This window comes from Micromonospora sp. NPDC049102 (genome assembly GCF_043197485.1).
In the GTDB taxonomy this organism is placed as follows: Bacteria; Actinomycetota; Actinomycetes; order Mycobacteriales; family Micromonosporaceae; genus Micromonospora.
The window spans coordinates 26,018-45,136 of sequence record NZ_JBICTE010000037.1 but is presented as its reverse complement, the minus strand read 5'-3'; the positions used below and the strand labels follow the sequence as shown (position 1 = coordinate 45,136).

At 72.3% G+C, this 19,119-nt stretch carries 21 protein-coding genes; 16 read left to right on the top strand and 5 right to left on the bottom strand.

Going from position 1 to position 19,119, the window contains the following annotated elements; genetic code table 11:
- The first annotated feature begins 110 nt into the window (after positions 1–110).
- Positions 111–647, top strand: a complete 537-nt coding sequence (locus ACGFH9_RS26985; protein WP_354860605.1) for an HNH endonuclease — start codon at positions 111–113, stop codon at positions 645–647.
- Positions 648–713: 66 nt separating this feature from the next.
- On the opposite strand, the gene ACGFH9_RS26980 is transcribed toward ACGFH9_RS26985, so the two are convergent.
- On the bottom strand, positions 714–2,300 hold the full coding sequence (locus tag ACGFH9_RS26980) for a DUF6194 family protein (protein WP_393224503.1): 1,587 nt from the start codon (positions 2,298–2,300) through the stop codon (positions 714–716).
- A 54-nt stretch (positions 2,301–2,354) separates the two neighbouring features.
- Between ACGFH9_RS26980 and ACGFH9_RS26975 the strand changes: the two genes are divergently transcribed.
- A complete protein-coding gene (locus ACGFH9_RS26975) occupies positions 2,355–3,134 on the top strand; it encodes a TioE family transcriptional regulator (RefSeq protein ID WP_393224500.1) in 780 nt (259 codons plus the stop codon).
- Here the strand turns inward: ACGFH9_RS26975 and ACGFH9_RS26970 are convergent.
- The 3 genes from ACGFH9_RS26970 to ACGFH9_RS26960 form a co-directional block, all read right to left on the bottom strand.
- The gene (locus tag ACGFH9_RS26970; RefSeq protein ID WP_393224555.1) at positions 3,080–3,853 is read right to left on the bottom strand and encodes a class F sortase; all 774 of its coding nucleotides are present in this window, start codon (positions 3,851–3,853) and stop codon (positions 3,080–3,082) included. The genes ACGFH9_RS26975 and ACGFH9_RS26970 overlap by 55 nt on opposite strands.
- A gap of 129 nt (positions 3,854–3,982) precedes the next feature.
- Positions 3,983–4,504 carry a hypothetical protein gene (locus tag ACGFH9_RS26965; protein ID WP_355241645.1) on the bottom strand — a complete coding sequence of 174 codons (522 nt, stop codon included), beginning with the start codon at positions 4,502–4,504 and terminating at the stop codon, positions 3,983–3,985.
- Positions 4,505–4,732: 228 nt separating this feature from the next.
- The gene (locus tag ACGFH9_RS26960; protein ID WP_363616968.1) at positions 4,733–5,170 is read right to left on the bottom strand and encodes an Lrp/AsnC family transcriptional regulator; all 438 of its coding nucleotides are present in this window, start codon (positions 5,168–5,170) and stop codon (positions 4,733–4,735) included.
- A gap of 148 nt (positions 5,171–5,318) precedes the next feature.
- Between ACGFH9_RS26960 and ACGFH9_RS26955 the strand changes: the two genes are divergently transcribed.
- The 14 genes from ACGFH9_RS26955 (at position 5,319) to ACGFH9_RS26890 (ending at position 18,438) form a co-directional block, all read left to right on the top strand.
- Positions 5,319–6,221, top strand: a complete 903-nt coding sequence (locus ACGFH9_RS26955) for a tryptophan 2,3-dioxygenase (protein WP_393224496.1) — start codon at positions 5,319–5,321, stop codon at positions 6,219–6,221.
- 20 nt (positions 6,222–6,241) lie between these two features.
- Complete coding sequence (gene kynU / locus ACGFH9_RS26950; protein WP_393224493.1) at positions 6,242–7,522, top strand: kynureninase; 1,281 nt, start codon at positions 6,242–6,244, stop codon at positions 7,520–7,522.
- Positions 7,519–8,856, top strand: a complete 1,338-nt coding sequence (locus ACGFH9_RS26945) for an FAD-dependent oxidoreductase (RefSeq protein ID WP_393224491.1) — start codon at positions 7,519–7,521, stop codon at positions 8,854–8,856. The genes kynU and ACGFH9_RS26945 overlap by 4 nt, the downstream gene beginning before the upstream one ends.
- Positions 8,857–8,879: 23 nt before the next feature.
- The gene (locus ACGFH9_RS26940) at positions 8,880–10,361 is read left to right on the top strand and encodes a 2-hydroxymuconic semialdehyde dehydrogenase (protein WP_393224552.1); all 1,482 of its coding nucleotides are present in this window, start codon (positions 8,880–8,882) and stop codon (positions 10,359–10,361) included.
- Between the two features lie 20 nt (positions 10,362–10,381).
- Entirely contained in the window at positions 10,382–11,179 is a 798-nt protein-coding gene (locus ACGFH9_RS26935; protein ID WP_355241631.1) for a fumarylacetoacetate hydrolase family protein, read from the top strand.
- On the top strand, positions 11,176–12,108 hold the full coding sequence (locus ACGFH9_RS26930) for an acetaldehyde dehydrogenase (acetylating) (RefSeq protein WP_393224489.1): 933 nt from the start codon (positions 11,176–11,178) through the stop codon (positions 12,106–12,108). The genes ACGFH9_RS26935 and ACGFH9_RS26930 overlap by 4 nt, the downstream gene beginning before the upstream one ends.
- Positions 12,105–13,163 carry a 4-hydroxy-2-oxovalerate aldolase gene (dmpG, locus tag ACGFH9_RS26925; RefSeq protein ID WP_355241625.1) on the top strand — a complete coding sequence of 353 codons (1,059 nt, stop codon included), beginning with the start codon at positions 12,105–12,107 and terminating at the stop codon, positions 13,161–13,163. The genes ACGFH9_RS26930 and dmpG overlap by 4 nt, the downstream gene beginning before the upstream one ends.
- A complete protein-coding gene (locus ACGFH9_RS26920; RefSeq protein WP_393224486.1) occupies positions 13,160–13,933 on the top strand; it encodes a 2-keto-4-pentenoate hydratase in 774 nt (257 codons plus the stop codon). Before dmpG ends, ACGFH9_RS26920 begins: the two co-directional genes overlap by 4 nt.
- Positions 13,930–14,352, top strand: coding sequence for a RidA family protein (locus tag ACGFH9_RS26915; protein ID WP_393224483.1), 423 nt, complete (start codon positions 13,930–13,932; stop codon positions 14,350–14,352). Before ACGFH9_RS26920 ends, ACGFH9_RS26915 begins: the two co-directional genes overlap by 4 nt.
- The gene (locus ACGFH9_RS26910) at positions 14,349–14,873 is read left to right on the top strand and encodes a 3-hydroxyanthranilate 3,4-dioxygenase (protein WP_393224480.1); all 525 of its coding nucleotides are present in this window, start codon (positions 14,349–14,351) and stop codon (positions 14,871–14,873) included. Before ACGFH9_RS26915 ends, ACGFH9_RS26910 begins: the two co-directional genes overlap by 4 nt.
- Positions 14,873–15,880, top strand: coding sequence for an amidohydrolase family protein (locus tag ACGFH9_RS26905; RefSeq protein ID WP_393224478.1), 1,008 nt, complete (start codon positions 14,873–14,875; stop codon positions 15,878–15,880). Before ACGFH9_RS26910 ends, ACGFH9_RS26905 begins: the two co-directional genes overlap by 1 nt.
- Before the next feature lie 328 nt (positions 15,881–16,208).
- Entirely contained in the window at positions 16,209–17,675 is a 1,467-nt protein-coding gene (locus ACGFH9_RS26900; RefSeq protein ID WP_393224475.1) for an amidase, read from the top strand.
- 72 nt (positions 17,676–17,747) lie between these two features.
- Positions 17,748–18,044 carry a hypothetical protein gene (locus ACGFH9_RS26895; protein ID WP_393224549.1) on the top strand — a complete coding sequence of 99 codons (297 nt, stop codon included), beginning with the start codon at positions 17,748–17,750 and terminating at the stop codon, positions 18,042–18,044.
- Positions 18,031–18,438: a DUF5130 family protein gene (locus ACGFH9_RS26890; protein ID WP_355241608.1), complete on the top strand. Its 408-nt coding sequence runs from the start codon at positions 18,031–18,033 to the stop codon at positions 18,436–18,438. The genes ACGFH9_RS26895 and ACGFH9_RS26890 overlap by 14 nt, the downstream gene beginning before the upstream one ends.
- A gap of 73 nt (positions 18,439–18,511) precedes the next feature.
- Here ACGFH9_RS26890 and ACGFH9_RS26885 read toward each other — a convergent pair whose 3' ends face one another.
- Positions 18,512–19,075, bottom strand: a complete 564-nt coding sequence (locus tag ACGFH9_RS26885) for a Uma2 family endonuclease (RefSeq protein WP_393224472.1) — start codon at positions 19,073–19,075, stop codon at positions 18,512–18,514.
- Between the last annotated feature and the right edge of the window lie 44 nt (positions 19,076–19,119).

Genomic DNA, 19,119 nt, shown 5'->3' with positions numbered 1-19,119 from the left:
TTGGCGCAACGGACGTCGGTGATCGAACGGGCGTCGACGGTGCGGGCCCTCGTGCCCAACTCCGGTCGGCGGCAGGTTCGCAGCAGCCGCTGAACCGGGAGGGTGACGCGATGCCTGACATACGACCCACGGTGGGCTCCGGCGCGCTGGTTCTCAACGCCACCTACGAGCCCCTGTGCGTCGTGTCCGTGCGTCGCGCCGCGATCCTCGTCCTCTCCGCCAAGGCTGTCTGTGTCGCCGACGGCGACGGCATCCTGCACAGCGCCAGGGACGCCCTGCCGGTGCCGTCGGTCGTGCGGCTGACCCGCTTCGTCCGGGTGCCCTACCGCACCCACGTCGGGCTGTCCCGCCGCGCGATCTTCGCCCGGGACGGCTGGCGGTGCGCCTACTGCCGGGGGCCGGCCGAGACCATCGACCACGTCTTCCCGCGCAGCCGGGGTGGCCGGCACGCCTGGGAGAACGTGGTCGCCGCGTGCGCACGGTGCAACCACACCAAGGGTGACAAGACCCCTGCCGAGCTGGGCTGGCGGCTGCACGCCCTGCCGACCGCGCCGAAGGGCACCGCGTGGCGGGTCCTCGGGCACCGCGCTCCGGACCCGCGCTGGGCGGACTGGCTCGACCTGCGCGAGCCGGAAGCTGCCGCCTGACCCGGGCCCGCGCCGGACGGTCCCCACGACCTGCGCGAGCCCGGTCCGCGGCACGGCCGCCCGGGTTCAGCTCCGCTCGTCGGCCGCCCGACGCGTCGCGCGCTCGTGGCGGTCGACCGCCCGTCCGTGTGCGACCGCGAGCAGCCGATCGACCTCGGGCAGCAGCTGCGGACCCGGCATCACGATGCTGGCGAAGCCGTACAGCGCGTAGCCCGGATGCGGTGTGAGCGTGTCCAGCCGCGCGAAGTCGAAGGCGTCCCGGTGCTCCTCGAACGCCTTCGGCGCGAAGCCGAACACCTTCGCGAACTCGGCCCGGCCCAGGTCCAGGTTGAGGCGGAAGACACCGGGGCGGTCGAGCTGCCCGGCCTCGTCGAAGCCCGGCACGTCGTGCTCCACGATGGTCGCGAACGGTTGGCGGCGGTCCGCGCCGACGTAGAAGAAGCGGTCGCCCCACGCGCCCTCGGGTGATCCGTTATCCGCGCCCGCCACCACCTGCTCGACGTCGGGCAGCGCGGCGATCCGGTCGGCGAGCACTGTCGCGTCGACGCCGCTGGGGATGTGCAGCACCGCATCGGCGTTGTCGATGGTGGCCTGGTCCAGCGGGAAGTAGCGGTAGTCGTGCGTACGGCGCTCGGCCGGTGCGATGTCGGCCGCCGGGACGTACCCGGGGAGGTCGCCCTTGCGCTGGAGCCGGCCCTCGTACGTCGACGGGGCGGGCGCGCCGATGCCGAGCGCCGGGCTCACGCCGAGGCTGCCGGCGACCACCGCGTACCGCTCGCCCAGCAACGCCCCGACGATCGCGCCGGCGCCCGCCCACGACACCGTCGTCGTGCCCATCGTCATGGTGCTCGGATGCCGCTGGAGGTGCGTGTTGTGCGCGAAGACCAGCGTCGGTCCACGGTGTGCCTCGACCGCCCGGATCGCGAGCAGGTTCTCGGCCATCAGCGCGTCCCGGACGCCGGCCAGGCGCGCGAACCGGTCCTGGTTGTCCAGCGGGGCCGCGGCCGCGGCGTGGTAGCGCAGCAGGGCGACCGCCGACGTGGCGTGGACGTGTGCCGCCTGCCAGCCCGCGGACCGCCGGTGCGCCTGGAGGTACAGCTCGGTCAGCAGGTCGTCGGCGAGGACCCGCAGCCGCTGGGCGTCCGCCGAGCGTCCGACCGAGCGGCCCGGCTCCCAGACGGCGGCCGAATCGCTCCACCGGGCCTCGTCCCCGACCAGTTCGTCGATCTCGGCCGACCAGTCGAGGTCGAGGAAGTCGCACACCCGCGTCAGGTGCCGGCGCGGGCTCGGTGCCCCCTCGATCTCCAGCGGCGCGTCGAAACCGTGGAACCGCAGTCGTTGGTCGGCGGGGCGTCCGGCGTTCCACTCGCGCATGCGCAGCAACAGGTCGCGGTTGGCCGGCGCGCTGCCGAAGTCGTGACTGAACCCCTCGGCGAGCGCGCGGTCGAGCGGCACGGCCGCGCCCTGCACGAACTCGTCGGCGAGCAGTCCGGCGGCCCGGTCGCTCTCCAGGGCGACGGAGCGGTAGCCATGGTCGGCGAGCGTCAGAAGGGTGTCGTTGCGGACCTGGAGGAAGCCGGACTCACCATGCGTCGGCTCGCCGAGCGCGAGCAGGTCCGGCGAGCCGGCGAGCAGGTCGAGAAGAGTGGTCATTGCATCGACCGTATCGTTGAACCAGCGATTGAGACTTCGGGGCAACGGAGCGCGGTGGCAACCACAAAACCCTCAAACCCAGGGGTACGCCGACCGATCGACCTCGCGCGGCGGCACGGGCTGTCGGCGCAGGCCGTCCGCAACTACGAACGCGACGGCGTGCTGCCACCGGCCGAACGCGCCGCGACCGGGTACCGCCGGTTCACCGAGGTGCACGCCCGGGCGTTGAGCGCCTACCTCGCGCTCATCGCGGGCCACGGTCACGCGGCCAGCGGCGACATCATGCGCGCCGTCAACCGCGGCGAGGTCGACACGGCGCTGCGGGCGATCGACAACGGCCATGACCTGCTGCGACGCGACCGGGAAACGCTGGACGCCGTCGAGGCGGCGGTCACCACGCTCACCACCGAAAGACCCGCGCCGCCGAGTCGGCGGGCCGTGCCGATCAGCGTGCTCGCGCACCGGCTCGGCGTACGACCCGCGACCCTGCGCAAGTGGGAGTCGGCCGGGATCCTGCGGCCGGAGCGCGACCGGGTCACCCGTCACCGCGTCTACTCACCCGACGACGTCCGGGACGCCCAACTCGCCCACCTGCTGCGCCGGGGCGGATACCGGCTGAGCCACATCGCCGACGTGCTGCGTCGGGTACGGGACGCCGGCGGCGCCGAGCCGCTCGCCGCGTCGCTCGCCCAGTGGCGCGTGCGGCTCACCGAGCGCGGCCGGGCCATGCTCACCGGGGCGGCCCGGCTCGCCGAGTACCTCGACGCCGGCGCGGGAGGTCAACCGCCCCGGGCCTTGACCAGCGAGGCGAAGACCACCAGGTTGTCCGAGTAGCCGGTCTCACCACCCACCCACCGGCCGCCGCAGGTGATCAGCCGCAGGCTGGGGCGGCTGAAGTCGCCGTACACCTCGTCCACCGGCAGCCGTTCCTTGTCGAACTTCTGCACCGAGTCCACCTCGAAGACCGCCACCTGGCCGTCGGCGCGGGTGATGTCGACCTGGTCACCGGAGCGCAGTTCCCGTAGTCGGTGGAAGACGGCCGGCCCGGTGGTGGTGTCCACGTGTCCCACGATCACCGCCGGTCCGTACTGCCCCGGGGTGGGGCCCTGGTCGTACCAGCCGGCCTCCTGGGCGCGGCCCACGTCGGGCACGGCGATGGTGCCGTCCGGGGCGATGCCCACGTCGTGCAGCGGGGCCCGCAGGTCGATCGTGTCGATGGCGAGGGCGGTCGGTCGGCTGGCCGGCAGTACCGGGAACTTCTTCGGCGGCGGCCGCAGGCCCGCGCTGATCCGTTCCGGCAGCAGGCTCACCCCGGTCACCTGTTCGACGCCGAGCATCGCCACGATCAGCACCATCAGCGTGGCGATGATCAGGACCGGCAGCCCGGGCCGGTCACCGAGCCGACGCCGGGCCAGGGGTGGCCCGCCGGGACGGCGCGGCGGCAGCGGGCGGGCGTCCGGGTCGGTGGTGGCCACGCTGGCGGACACCGCCTGCCCGGCGACCCGTCGGAGCCGGCCCGAGACGCGGGCCACCAGCCGTCCGGAGGCGCGCAGAGCGGCGGCGGCCGGGACGCGGGCAGGACGATCCGGCCGCGCGGAGCGGGCACGACGGTCCAGCCACGCGGAGCGGGCAGGGCGGTCCAGCCGCGTACGCGCGGATCTGCGGGTCATGGCAGGTCCGGGTCAGGCGCCGGCTCCGGGCCGACGCCGGCCGCCCGCCATGCCGAGCGCGATCACGGCTGCCACCAGGGCCACGCCGCCGAGGACGAGGACCGAGCCGGTACCCCGGCCGCCCGCGGTGCCGCCGCCTCCGGTCGCCGGTCCCTTGCTGGGCGAGGCCATGTTGAGCACGGTCAGCATCGTCTGGGCCGTCTGGTTGTTCTGGCAGCGCAGGTCGACCTGGTAGTCACCGGGTTCCTTGTTGCCCGGAACGGTGACCTCCCCCTTGAGGAAGCCGTTGTCCGGCCTGAGCATGACGTGCCCGAACGCGTCGGAGCGCACGTTGGCCTGCCGATTGTTGTTGTTGTCGCAGCTCGCGCGGATCGTGACCCGGCTGCCGGCCGGGACGCTGTTCGGTGTCACCTCGACGAAGGTGTTCTCACCGGCCCGGGCTGGCGCGACCGACAGCAGGACGAACGCCCCGATGAGCCCCACCAGTGTCAGAACGGACGAGAGCGCGCGGTTGATCGTGCGAAGACCCTGCATGATTTCCCCCCAACCGGCGACGACCGCCGGAACCCTCCCCTGGGCACGCGCGCTGCTTTCCCCCCACCCCAACGGCAAACCCCCACCCCCCCGCACCCCCGCGCCCTGCCCCGCCCGGGCTCCCGCGATCTTGCACTTTCTGCGGCGACAAACCAGGGCGTAAGGGGCTTTTCGGTAACAGAATGTGCAAGATCGGCGCAGAAGGGGGCGGGGGTGCGGGGGCAGGCCCTAGGGGTGGGGGGTTATGGGGTGCCAGGGGAGGGGGGAGGACAGGACCATCGTGCTTGAGGGCTGGCCGTACGGGGCGAGACGGTCGATGACCGCCTCGAAGTCTCCGATCGAGCCGGCGGCCACCTTGAGCATGCTGCACGCGTCACCGGTGATCCGGTGGATCTCCAGGATCTCGGGCCAGCCGGACACCTCGGGGTCGTGCAGGATGCAGCGCGCCCCGTAACAGGACATCCGGATCAGGGCGACCACCGTGCGACCGGCCCGGGTCAGGTCGACGTGGGCGTGGTAGCCGGTGATCACTCCGGTCTCCTCGAGCCGGCGGACCCGCTCGGCGACCGCTGGTGGGGACAGGTGTACGCGGCGGGACAACTCGCTGAAGGAGAGCCGGGCGTCGGCCTGCAACTCGCGCAGCAGCGCCCAGTCCATGTCGTCCACGCGCGAACCTTACTTTCGTGAACCGAATTCGCCTAGCTGCCTTTTGTTCGTCAGGTCAGGTCAGCAAGTCCCGTTGATTCGGCATTCCGCAGGCCGATCCCACCGCGAGATCATGACGTCGGTAGCTTCGGGCAGAGGGAGACGACTGGTGGAATCGACGGAGCGGCGGGCGTCGAACCGTGTCGCCACGGTACGACCGGTGACCCCGCGACAACGGGCGGCCCGCGCCGCGCGCAACGGTGGTGAGCCGACCCTGGAGTTCGCCGACCTGGTGCCGTACGACGCGTACGTGCGGGCCAGCGCCCTGCACCAGTTGCAGCAACCGCTGAGCGACGATCCGGGCGAGATGTCGTTCCTCATGGTCAGCCAGATCATGGAGCTGTACTTCGGGCTGACCTGCCACGAACTGCGCGAGACCCAGCGCCTCCTGCGCGCCGACCGGATCTGGGACGCGCTGGCCCCGTTGCGCCGCGCGAAGCTGCACCTGGAAGGGCTGAACGCCGCCTGGCAGGGCCTGCGCTGGATGACCCCGGCCGACTTCAACCGGTTCCGCAACCTGCTCGGTGAGGGAAGTGGTTTCCAGTCGGCCATGTACCGGCATCTCGAGTTTCTGCTCGGGCTGCGCGACCCGGCGCTGATCCGCCCGTTCCGCCGGCAGACCGAGGTGCACGCCGCCCTCAGCGCCGCGCTGGCCGTCCCGAGCCTGTGGGACGACGTGGTCGCGCTGCTGGCTCGCCGTGGCTTCGACATTCCCGCCGACCTGCTGAACCGGGAGGTGGCGGTCGAGCACGAACCGCAGCCGGAGGTCGAGGCCGCCTGGGTGCGGGTCTACGCCGACGGCGGCCCGGACAACCACCTGCTGCTGCTCGCCGAGGCGCTCAGCGGCGTCGCGGAGGAGTTCGGCGACTGGCGGTGGAACCACGTCAAGGCGGTCCAGCGCACAATGGGCGCCAAGGTCGGCAGTGGCGGCTCCGCCGGGCTGGCGTGGTTGCAGCGCAGCATGGCCCGGGTGGTCTTCCCGGAGCTGTGGTCGGCCCGCACCGCGATGTGACCGGAGAGCGAGACACCCCTGTGGACACCCCTGAGAACGAAGCACGTCGGCGGGACGAGGCCGACCCGGGTAACCGGCACCTCTTCCACGTGCCGCCCGCCGACGGCGGCGACCACGCCGAGTCGGCGTACCTCGCCGGCAACTCGCTCGGCCTGCAACCCCGGGCCACCCGCGACGAACTCCTCGCCGACCTGGACGCCTGGGGGCGCCTCGGCGTCGAGGGGCACCTGGAGGCCGAGCGCGCCTGGCTGCCGTACCACGAGCTGTTGACCGGGCCCGCCGCCCGACTGGTCGGCGCCCGGCCCGCGGAGGCCGTGGTGATGAACTCCCTCACCGTCAACCTGCACCTGCTGATGGTCAGCTTCTACCGCCCGGCCGGCGCCCGCACCCGCATCGTCATCGAGGACGCGGCCTTCCCCTCGGACAGCTACGCGGTGCGCAGCCAGGCCCGGTTCCACGGCCTGGACCCGGACGACACGGTGGTCCGGTTGCGCCCCCGCCCCGGCGAGGACGCGCTGCGCACCGAGGACGTCACCGACTACCTGGCCGCCGAGGGCGACCGGGTGGCGCTGGTGCTGCTCGGCGGCGTCAACTACCTCACCGGCGAGCTGCTGGACATCCCGGCGATCACGGCCGCCGGTCGGGCGGCCGGCGCGGTGGTCGGCTGGGATCTCGCCCACGCGGTCGGCAACGTGCCGCTGTCGCTGCACGACTGGGATGTCGACTTCGCGGCCTGGTGCTCCTACAAGTACCTGAACTCGGGGCCGGGCGCCCTGGCCGGCGTCTTCGTGCACGAGCGGCACCTCGGCGATCCCGACCTGCCGCGCTTCGAGGGCTGGTGGAGCACCGCGGCGGCCACCCGGTTCGAGATGACGCCGGTGTCCCGGCCACCGGCCACCGTGGAGGCGTGGCAGATCTCCAACCCGCCGATCTTCGCGATGGGTCCGGTGCGTACCTCGCTGGAACTGTTCGACGCGGTCGGCATGGAGTCGTTGCGCGCCCGCAGCCTGCGTCTCACCGGCTGGCTGGAGTCGCTGCTCGACCAGGTCACCGCCGACCGGCCGCTGCGGGTGGTCACCCCGCGCGAGGAGGCCCGCCGGGGCTGCCAGCTCTCGGTCCGCGTCGGCGCCGGCAACGCCGCCGAGCTGACCAAACGCCTACGGTACGAACACGGCGTCATCGCCGATGCCCGGGAGCCGGATGTCGTCCGCTTCGCCCCGGTGCCGCTGTACTCGACGTACCTCGACTGTTGGCGTGCCGCCGCCGCACTGGAGGCCACGGTGGGACGGGTCAACCCGTGACGGCCCGGCGCGACGAGGTCGCGATCATCGGCGCCGGGCTGGCCGGTTGTCTCGCCGCCTGCTTCCTGGCCCGGCGGGGCTATCCGGTGGCCCTCTACGAGCGGAGGTCGGACCCGCGTACCGGCACGGCCGAGCGGGGACGTTCGATCAACCTGGCGCTCTCCGAGCGCGGGCTGGACGCGTTGCGGCGGATCGGCCTCGCCGAGCAGGTGATGACCGACGCGCTGCCGATGCGCGGCCGGATGATCCACCCGGTGGAGGGCGAGCCGCAGTTCCAGTCGTACAGCGCGGTCGGCGACCGGGCCATCAACTCGATCAGCCGGGGCGCGTTGAACAATGCCCTGCTCGACGCCGCAGCCGCGCTACCCGGGGTACGTGTCGTCTTCGACCACCGCCTGGTCGGCCTCGACGCGACCGACGGCTCGCTCAGCTTCGACACCCCGCACGGCACGGTCGCCGCCAAGGCGTCGGTCGTGCTGGGCGCCGACGGCGCGGGCTCCGCCGTACGCGGGCAACTCCTGGCGTACGGGTTGCTGCGTGAGAGCGTGGACTTCCTCGACTACGGCTACAAGGAGCTGACGATCCCGCCGCTGGGCGGGGACTTCGCGCTCGAAGAGGACGCGCTGCACATCTGGCCGCGCGGCACCTCGATGATGATCGCGTTGCCGAACCCGGACCGCTCCTTCACCTGCACGCTCTTCTGGCCCAACGAGGGCGTCGGCAGCTTCGCCGCCCTGGACAACCCGGCCGCCATCAGGTCGCACTTCGCCGAGCAGTACCCGGACGTGATCCCGCTGGCTCCGACCCTCGTCGACGACTACCAGCACAACCCGGTGGGGGTGCTCGGCACGGTCCGCAGTACGCCCTGGCAGGTCAACGGCACCGTCGGCCTGCTCGGCGACGCCGCCCACGCCATCGTGCCGTTCTACGGTCAGGGCGCGAACTGCGCCTTCGAGGACGTCGTCGAGTTGGACCGCTGCCTGGACGAGTGCGCCGACGAGTGGTCCGCGGCGCTGCCGCTGTTCCAACGTCGCCGGCGGGAGAACGCCGAGGCCATCGCCCAGATGGCGTTGACCAACTTCGTGGAGATGCGCGACAAGGTCGCCTCGCCGGTCTTCCAGACCCGCAGGCGGGTGGAGCACGCACTGGAACGGGCCCTGCCCGGCCGGTACGTTTCGCAATACGAGCTGGTGTCCTTCTCCACCACCCCGTACGCCGAGGTGCGCCGCCGGGTCCGCCGGCAGCACCGCGTACTCGGCGCGGTCGTCGGCGGGGCGGCGCTGCTGCTGGCCGGCGCGCTCGCGGCGGCGCTCAGCCGAGGGAGGCGCGCGTGACGACACTCTGGGACCCCGCACTGATGACCGGTCACGCGCCGGCCGGGCCGCCACGCCTGCGTAACTTCGTGGGCGGCGAGTTCGTCGACGGCGGCCCGACGTTCACCAAGGTCAGCCCGGTGACCGGCGAGCCGGTCTTCGAGGTGGTCGAGGCGTCATTGTCCACCGTGGACGACGCGGTGGCCGCCGCCCGCGCGGCGCTGCGCGGGCCGTGGGGCCGGATGGGGGAGCGTGAGCGCGCCGAGGTGCTGCGTCGGGTGGCCGACGAGCTGGAACGCCGCTTCGACGACCTGGTGACCGCCGAGGTCGCCGACACGGGCAAGTCCATCGCCCAGGCCCGCACGCTGGACATCCCGCGCGGCGCGGCGAACTTCCGGGCGTTCGCCGAGATCGCGGCGACCGCGCCCACCGAGTCGTTCACCACGGTCACCCCGACCGGCGGCCGTGCCCTCAACTACGCGGTCCGCAAACCAGTCGGCGTGGTCGCGGTCATCGTGCCGTGGAACCTTCCGCTGCTGCTGCTCACCTGGAAGGTCGCCCCGGCCCTGGCCTGCGGCAACGCCGTGGTGGTCAAGCCCAGCGAGGAGACGCCCGCGTCGGCGACGCTGCTCGCCGAGGTGATGGCGGCGGCCGGCGTACCCGAGGGTGTGTTCAACCTCGTGCACGGCTTCGGTCCGAATTCGGCGGGCGAGTTCCTGACCCGCCACCCGGGCGTGGACGCGATCACCTTCACGGGCGAGTCGGCCACCGGCGGCGCGATCATGCGGGCCGCCGCCGACGGGGTGAAGGCGGTCAGCTTCGAGCTGGGCGGCAAGAACGCCGGACTGGTCTTCGCCGACGCCGACCTGGACGCCGCGGTCGCCGGTTCGGTGCGGTCCAGCTTCACCAACGGCGGTCAGGTGTGCCTGTGCACCGAGCGCATCTACGTGCAGCGCCCGGTCTTCGAGGAGTTCACCGCCCGGCTGGCGAAGCGGGCCGGCGAGCTGGCGTACGGCTGGCCCACCGACGAGGCCACCGCCACCATGCCGCTGATCTCCCCGCAGCACCGGTCGAAGGTGCTCGGCGCGTACGAGCTGGCCCGCGCCGAGGGCGCCGAGGTGCTGACCGGCGGCGGTACGCCCACCTTCGGCGACGCCCGCGACGGCGGCTCGTACGTGCAGCCGACGGTGCTCGCCGGCCTCGGCGCGGACGCCCGCACCAACCGGGAGGAGATCTTCGGCCCGGTCGTGCACGTCGCGCCGTTCGACACCGAGGACGAGGCGTACGCCCTGGCCAACGGCACCGAGTACGGCCTCGCGGCGACGGTGTGGACCCGGGACGTGGGTGTCGCGCACCGGGCCGGGATGCGGCTGGACGCAGGCATCGTCTGGGTCAACACCTGGTTCCTGCGTGACCTGCGGACCCCGTTCGGTGGGGTGAAGGCGTCCGGCATCGGCCGCGAGGGCGGCGTGCACTCGCTGAACTTCTACTCCGAACTCACAAACGTCTGCGTGGACCTGTCGTGAGCCGAAGCGAGGGAGCGGGCATGGAAGCCGACATCGAGGCCGCCAACCGGGAGCTGGCCGAGGCCCGCAGCACCGGCAAGCCGTGCCCGCCACTGCGTGGTCGGCTGCTGCCGGAGGGGGACGTCGAGTCCGCGTACCGCGTGCAGCAGTTGCAGACGCGGGCCTGGCAGGGCCGGGGCGAACGCCGCGTCGGCGCGAAGATCGGTCTGACGTCCCGGGCGGTGCAGGAGACCTTCGGGGTCTTCCAACCGGACTTCGGGATGCTGACCGACGAGATGGCCGTCGGCGACGGGGTCGAGGTGCCGATCGACCGGCTGCTCCAGCCTCGGGTCGAGGCGGAGATCGCGTTCGTGCTGGGCGGCGACCTCACCGAGGAGCGGATGACCACCGTCGACCTGATCCGCGCGGTCGACCACGTGCTGCCCGCCATCGAGATCGTCGACTCGCGGGTAGCCGGCTGGGACATCTCCATCGTGGACACGGTCGCCGACAACGCGTCCAGTGGGCTGTTCGTGCTGGGCACCACGCCGCGTCGGCTCGCCGACGTCGACCTGCGGCTGTGCGGGATGGTGCTGGAGCACGCCGGCGAGCCGGTCTCGGTGGGCGCGGGCGCCGCCTGCCTGGGCAACCCGCTGCACGCCCTGCACTGGTTGGCCAGCACCCTCGCCCGCGCCGGTGATCCGCTGCGCGCCGGGGACGTGGTGCTCTCCGGGGCACTCGGCCCGATGGTGCCGGTCACCCCCGGGGCTGCGTACGAGGCGCGGATCTCCGGGCTCGGCTCGGTGCGGACCTGTTTCGGCAAGGAGGGTTCGGCATGAGCGTCGGCGTGGCGGTGCTGGGATCGGGAAACATCGGCACCGACCTGATGATCAAGGTTCTCCGGCTGAGTGACAGCCTGCGGATGGTGGCGATGGCCGGTATCGACCCGGCCTCGGACGGCCTGGCGCGGGCTCGCCGCCTGGGCGTCGTCACCACCGCCGACGGCGTGGACGGCCTCGTCGCGCTGCCCGAGTTCGCCGACGTCGAGCTGGTCTTCGACGCCACCTCGGCCGGCGCGCACCGCCGGCACCACGAGGTGCTGCGGGCGCACGGCCGCACCGTGGTCGACCTGACCCCGGCCGCGATCGGCCCGTACGTGGTGCCGCCGGTCAACCTCGACGAGCACCTGCACGAACCGAACGTCAACATGGTGACCTGCGGCGGACAGGCCACCGTGCCGATCGTCGCCGCGGTCGGTCGGGTCACCCCGGTGGCGTACGGCGAGATCGTCGCCTCGATCGCGTCGAAGTCGGCCGGTCCGGGCACCCGGGCCAACATCGACGAGTTCACCGAGACCACGGCCCGGGCCATCGAGGTGGTCGGTGGGGCCGAACGGGGCAAGGCGATCATCGTGCTGAACCCGGCGGACCCGCCGCTGCTCATGCGCGACACCGTCTACTGCCTCTGCCCGGACGCCGACGCCGACGCCGACGCCATCGCCGCCTCGATCGGCGACATGGTGGCGAGGGTCCAGGAGTACGTGCCCGGCTACCGGCTCAAGCAGGACGTGCAGTTCGACCGGGTGCAGGCGTACCTGCCATCGCTCGGGCGTCAGCTCACCGCCCTCCAGGTGTCGGTCTTCCTGGAGGTCTCCGGTGCCGGCCACTACCTCCCGGCGTACGCCGGCAACCTGGACATCATGACGTCGGCCGCGCTGCGCACCGCCGAGCGGCTGGTGGCCCTGCGCGCGACGGGAGCGGTGGCATGACCGACCTGTACATCCAGGACGTGACGCTGCGCGACGGCATGCACGCCATCGCCCACCGGTACACCGTCGACCAGGTGCGGACGATCGCCGCCGCGCTGGACGCCGCCGGAGTGGCCGCCATCGAGGTCGCGCACGGCGACGGGCTCGCCGGTTCCAGCGTCAACTACGGCCACGGCGCGGCCAGCGACGCCGAGTGGATCTCCGCCGCCGCCGAGGTGCTGACGAACGCGAAGCTGACCACCCTGCTGCTGCCCGGCATCGGCACCATCGCCGACCTGAAGGCGGCGAAGGCGCTCGGCGTGACGAGCGTCCGCATCGCCACCCACTGCACCGAGGCGGACATCTCCGCCCAGCACATCTCCTGGGCCCGCGACAACGGCATGGACGTGGCCGGGTTCCTGATGATGTCGCACATGAACGATCCGGCCGGGTTGGCCGCCCAGGCCAAGCTCATGGAGTCGTACGGGGCGCACTGCGTCTACGTCACCGACTCCGGTGGCCGGCTGCTGATGTCCGACGTGGCGCAGCGGGTCGACGCGTACCGGCAGGTTCTCGAACCTCAGACGCAGATCGGCATCCACGCGCACCACAACCTGTCGCTCGGGGTGGCCAACAGTGTGCTCGCCGTCGAGCACGGCCGGGTCCTCGGTGACGGTCCGGTCGGGTCGCCGTCGGGCCGGACCGTCCGCGTCGACGCCTCCCTCGCCGGTATGGGCGCGGGCGCCGGAAACGCGCCGCTGGAGGTCTTCGTGGCGGTCGCCGAACTGCACGGTTGGAAGCACGGCTGCGACGTGTTCGCGCTGATGGACGCCGCCGACGACCTCGTCCGCCCGTTGCAGGACCGGCCGGTCCAGGTCGACCGGGAGACGCTCTCGCTGGGGTACGCCGGGGTCTACTCCAGCTTCCTGCGGCACGCCGAGCGGGCCTCGGCGAAGTACGGGGTGGACGTCCGGTCGATCCTCGTCGAACTGGGCCGCCGCCGGATGGTCGGCGGTCAGGAGGACATGATCGTGGACGTGGCACTCGACCTCGCCGGGCAGAAGGAGCAGTCATGATCGGACCGGACGTCGCCGGGATCGCCGAGAAGCTGGGCGCGGCGGCCGACACGGCCACCCCGATCCCGCAGCTCGCCGCCGAGACCGGTCTCGACGTGGACGCCGCGTACGCCGTCCAGGCGGCGCTGGTGCAGCGCCGGGTCGACGCCGGTGCGCGGCTGGTCGGGCTGAAGATGGGGCTGACCAGCAAGGCGAAGATGGCCCAGGTCGGTGTGGACGAGGTGATCTGGGGGCGGCTCACCGACGCGATGCGGGTGCCCGACGGTGGCGTGGTCGACAGGTCCGCGTACATCCATCCCCGGGTCGAACCGGAAGTGGCGTTCCTGCTGGACCGGCTGCCCGAGCCGGGCGAACCGGTCGGCGACTTCGCCACGGCGGTCCGTGCGGTCGCACCGGCCATCGAGTTGATCGACTCCCGGTACGCGGACTTCCGCTTCTCGCTGCCGGACGTGATCGCCGACAACACCTCGGCCGCCGCGTTCGTGATCGGCCCGTGGTCGCCGGTGCCGGCGGGGCTGGACAACCTGGGCGTGCTGCTGGAGGTCGACGGGCGGGTGGCGCAGGTCGGCTCGACGGCGGCGATCCTCGGTGATCCGCGCCGCGCACTCGACGAGGGCATCCGGCTGGCCGGCCGGCACGGGGTGCGCCTGGAGTCCGGCTGGGTGTTCCTGGCCGGCGCGGCCACCGCTGCCGTCCCGCTGCGCCCCGGCGTGCATGTCCGCGCGGTCGTCGAGAACCTCGGCACGGCGTCGCTGCGGGCCTCGTCGTGACCGCCCGGGTCGTCGCCGGCAAGGCCACGCCGCGCGGGGCCTTCCCGCACGTCAAGGTGGCGGGCGGGTTCGTCTTCGTCTCCGGTACGTCGTCCCGGCGGCCGGACAACAGCTTCGCCGGTGTCGAGGTCGACGAGTTCGGCACCACCAACCTGGACATCCGGGCGCAGACGCGTGCGGTGATCGAGAACGTGCGGGATCTGCTGCGCTCGGTCGGCGCGGACCTCACCGACCTCGTCCAGGTGACGTCGTACCTGGTCAACATGAACGACTTCGGCGGTTACAACGAGGTGTGGGCGGAGTTCTTCGACGCCTCCGGGCCGACCCGTACGACGGTCGCGGTGCACCAGTTGCCGCACCCGCACCTGCTCATCGAGATTCAGGCCGTGGCCCTTCTTCCCTCGGGAGGTCAGTCGTGAGTGAGATCGCCGAGCCGTTCAGCTTTCCGGGCTGGATCGCCGACAACCAGCACCTGCTGAAGCCACCGGTGGGCAACAAGGAGATGTTCCCGGGCGGGGACGACTTCATCGTCATGGTGGTGGGTGGCCCCAACCAGCGCACCGACTTCCACGTGGACCCGTACGAGGAGTTCTTCTACCAGGTCAAGGGCAACATGCACATCAACCTGATGACCCCGGAGGGGCCGCGTACGGTGCACGTGCGCGAGGGTCAGATGTGGATGCTGCCGCGCAACACCCCGCACTCGCCGCAGCGGCCCGAGGCCGGCTCGATCGGTGTGGTCGTCGAGCGGGTCCGCGAGGAGGGCACGCTGGAGACGTTCCAGTGGTACTGCCCGGAGTGCGGCCACAAGGTGCACGAGGTGGAGTTGCAGGTCCGCGACATCGCGGCCGACCTGCCGCCGGTGTTCCAGGCGTTCTACGCCGACGAGTCGGCCCGTACCTGCGCCAACTGCGGCACCCTGCACCCGGGCAAGGGCTGATGCCCGCTGGTGTGGTCGACGTGCACACACACGTCGTACCGAAGGGGTGGCCGGACCTCGGCGCGGCGTGCGGTGGGTCCGGTTGGCCGTGGTTGCGGGTGGACTCCGAGCGCGCCGCCATGATCATGGTGGGGGAGACGGAGTTCCGCCCGGTCGGCGCGGAGTGTTGGGACGCGTCCCGCCGCCTGGCCGACATGGACGCCGACGGCGTGGCCGTGCAGGTGGTGTCGCCGACGCCGGTCTTCTTCAGCTACGACCGCCCGGCCGAGCAGGCGGTCAAGGTCGCCCGGATCTTCAACGACCTGACCCTGGAGGTCACCGCGGCCGGTGGCGACCGACTGGTGCCGTTCTGTCAGGTGCCCCTACAGGACCCGGACGCCGCTTGCGCCGAACTGGATCGCAGTCTCGCCGCCGGGCACGTGGGCGTGGAGATCGGCAACCACGTCGGCGACCGGGACCTGGACGACGCCGGCGTGGTGACCTTCCTCCAGCACTGTGCCGAGGTGGGCGCGCCGGTCTTCGTCCACCCGTGGGACATGCCGGGCGGTCCACGCCTGGACCGCTGGATGGCCCGCTGGCTCACCGGCATGCCCGCCGAGACGCACCTGTCGGTGCTGGCGATGATCCTGGGCGGTGTCTTCGACCGCGTGCCCGACACGCTGCGGATCTGCTTCGCGCACGGCGGGGGCAGCTTTCCGTTCTGGCTCGGTCGCGCCGACAACGCCTGGCATCGCCGAGGTGACCTGGTCCGTGGGGCGTCAGTTGCGCCGCCCAGCAGTTACGTCGACCGGTTCAGCGTCGACTCCGTGGTCTTCACGCCGCCGGCGCTGCGGCTGCTTGTCGACACGCTGGGGGAGGACCGGGTGCTGGTCGGCAGCGACTACCCGTACCCGCTGGGGGAGCGGCCCGTCGGCGCGGTGGTCGACGCGGCCGACTTCCTCACCGACGCCCAGCGCGCCAAGCTGCGATCCACCAACGCCCTGCGCTTCCTGCACGGGCGGCGCTGACGCGACTCGGGCCTGTCCCTGCGTTCGGTCGCCGCCGGGGCGCGTGCACCTGTTCTGCTTCCTTTGCTCTGCTTCACCCCACGCAACACCGGGTGTCCGGTAATCGGACATCTGCTGTTGCCTCTGTTGAAGCAGAGCAAAGGACCGACAGGAAGGGTGCGGCGGTCGGCGGCGCAGCCCGACCCAGCGGTCTCGACCCAGCGGGCGGACCGGGCAGACGGTCCGGGTGGGCGGGCCGGGCAGGACGTCGATCGGATTCCGGAGCTGCCGCAGAGGCCCACGCCGTGTCGGCCCGCTGACGGCCGCTCCCAGCGGGCAGGATGAGGACATGGCCGAGCCGCACGACCTGACCGCGTTGGAGCAGGCCGCCGCGATCGCCCGCGGCGAAGTGTCCAGCGTCGAGCTGGTCGAGCATTACCTGCGCCGGGTCGCGGCGCTCGGCGACACCGTGGGCGCGTTCGTCACCGTCACACCCGAGTTGGCCCACGCCGCCGCCCGCGCCGCCGACGCCGCGCCGGTGCAGGGGCGCGGCCCGCTGCACGGCGTACCGACCGCCATCAAGGACCTCACCCTCACCGCCGGGGTACGCACCACCTTCGGCTCGGCCGCCTTCGCCGACTTCGTCCCGCCCGTCGACGCCGACGTGGTCCGGTTCATCAAGGCCGCCGGCCTCGTCAGCCTCGGCAAGACGACCACCTCGGAGCTGGGCTGCTCGCTCTACTCGGAGGGCCGCGTCGCGCCGCCGGCCCGCAATCCGTGGCAGTTGGCGTACACCGCCGGTGGTTCCAGCGGCGGCGCGGCGGCGGCGGTCGCGGCCGGCCTGGTCCCGGTCGCCCAGGGGTCCGACGGCGGCGGCTCGCTGCGCATCCCGGCGTCGCTCTGCGGCCTGATCGGCTACAAGCCCAGTCGCGGCCTGGTCTCCGGCGGGCCGCTCGGCTCCGGTGCGTTCGGCCTGCCCACCAGCGGGCCGCTCGGGCGGACGGTGGCTGACGTCGCCGCGCTGCTCGACGTCATGGCCGTCCCGGTGCCCGGCGAGCCCTACCTGCCCCCGCCCGCGCCGCCCGGGGGATACCTGGCCGCCGCGCGCCGGGCCGAGCCGGGCCGCCTGCGGATCGGCCGGTTCACCACGCCGATGCTCGCCGACGAGCCGGTGCACCCCGACTGCGTGGCCGCCGTCGACACCGCCGCCGCACTGCTCACCGCCCTCGGCCACGAGGTGGTCGAGGTACCGCCGCCACTCACGCCGGCGGCGTGGCCGCTGTTCGAGATCATCTGGTACGTCCTGGCGCTCGCCCCGGTGCCGGCGCACCGCGAGCCGGAGCTGTTGCCGCTGACCCGACTGCTGCGCGCCCGGGGCGCCGAGGTGTCCGCCGGGGCGCTGTCCGCGACCCTCGGCGAGCTTCAAGCGCAGGTACGTCGCGGCGCGGCCCGCACCGCCGGCTGCGATCTCCTGCTCTGCCCCACCCTGGCCGCGCCACAGGCGCCCGTCGGCTGGTTCACCGCCGACGGCGACCCGGCAGCCGACTTCGACCGGCAGCGCCGCTTCTCGCCCTACAGCGCCATCTTCAACGTCACGGGCGACCCCTCGGTCTCCCTGCCGCTGGCCACCACGACCACCGACGGGCTGCCCGTCGGGGTGCTGCTCAGCGCCCGGTACGGCGACGACGCGCGGCTCATCGCTACCGCTGCGCAACTGGAGCACGCCAGTGACGGATGGGATCGGCACCCCGCAATCTGGCGAGCCGTCGACTCCGCTAACGTGAATGACGACGGAGTTGGCCGGTCGCCATCATGATCGTCCATCCGACCCGCTTGTTCGAGGTCCTTCTTCCGCCTGGGGGCGTTGGGATTGTCTGTTACCGAGACGGTGCTGGTCTTCGTCGGCATCCCGTTGGCGGCAGTGCTGGTGATCGCCGGCCTGACGTACGCCGGCAGCCGTGGGGGTGCCACCGGCGGTGGTGGTGGCGCCAAGCGCTACCGGCCGGGCCGACCCTTCGAGTTCACTCCGGTCTGGTTCCTGGGCCGCCCGGAGCAGCTGGCCGACTCGGCCGGCACCGCGCTGACGGCGGGCGCCCAGGCGCCCGCGCTGACCAGCCACAAGCTAGAGCAGGCCAGCGTCGAGGCGCCGGCCGGTGGAACCGGAGGCGCAAGTGACCGTTGGTGAGAAGCAGGCCGGGACGGAAAATCCGCCCGAGGTGCTGGACGGGCCGTTCTCGACCCGCCAACTGCTGCGCATCGACGAGGCCCTGCGCCTGGCCGACCAGGGCACCGGCCTGGTCTTCTCGGTGTTCGTCGGCGGCCTCGACGAGCCGATCCGTGAGCACGCCCAGCGGCTGCACCGCCAGCTCGCCGACCCGGACAAGTCGGTGCTGATCGCCGTGTCGCCCAACCAGCGCCAGTTGGAGATCGTCACCGGGCGGCACGCCCGCAAGCGCATCCCCGACACGTACGCCAAGCTGGCCGCGCTCTCCATGGTCGGCGCGTTCAGCGGTGGCGACCTGGCCGGCGGCATCATCAACGGCCTCGACCAGCTCGCCAGCCACGCCGGCAAGGGCTGAGCCCCTTCTCGTACGTCGAAGCCCGACCCGCCGCACGGCAGGTCGGGCTTCGTCGTGTCAGGGCCTGTCTGTCTCAGCGCGGCCAGGAGGACGGGTCCAACCTCATCTGCCACGGCTCGTCCACGGTCACCGCGTCGTCCGGTCCGATGGTGCCGACCAGGTCGTAGTGCACGTCCTTGACAAGACGGTAGCGGTAGACGACCGGGCCGAAGTCGCCACGCTCCACCCGCCAGTAGTGCGCGATACCAGCTTCGGCATAGAGGGCCGGCTTGGTGAAGCGATCGTGACGACGACTCCCCGTCGACTCGACTTCCAGGACGAGAGCGATGTCCACCGGTTCGGCCCACATCCGCTCGCGCGGTGCACCCGGCCGCAACACCGTCAGATCGGGGATGAGGTTGCCGCCGGGGACCCGCACGCCGATCTCCCGGATCACCCGCCAGCCGGTGGGCGCCCCCAGGCGGATCGCCATCCGGATGTCGTCCGCCAGCTCATGGTGCTCGGGACCGGCTGGAGGGGTCACGTGCAGGCTCCCGTCGATGATTTCGTAGCGGTTCCCGTCCTCAGGCAGGTCGAACAGGTCCTGCTCGCGCCAGCCGCGCTCCGGGGGCCGCCACTCGTAGGTCGGGTGTGCCATCGCGTCCACCTCCTTCCGCAACCATAATGGCCCGGGCCAGCGTC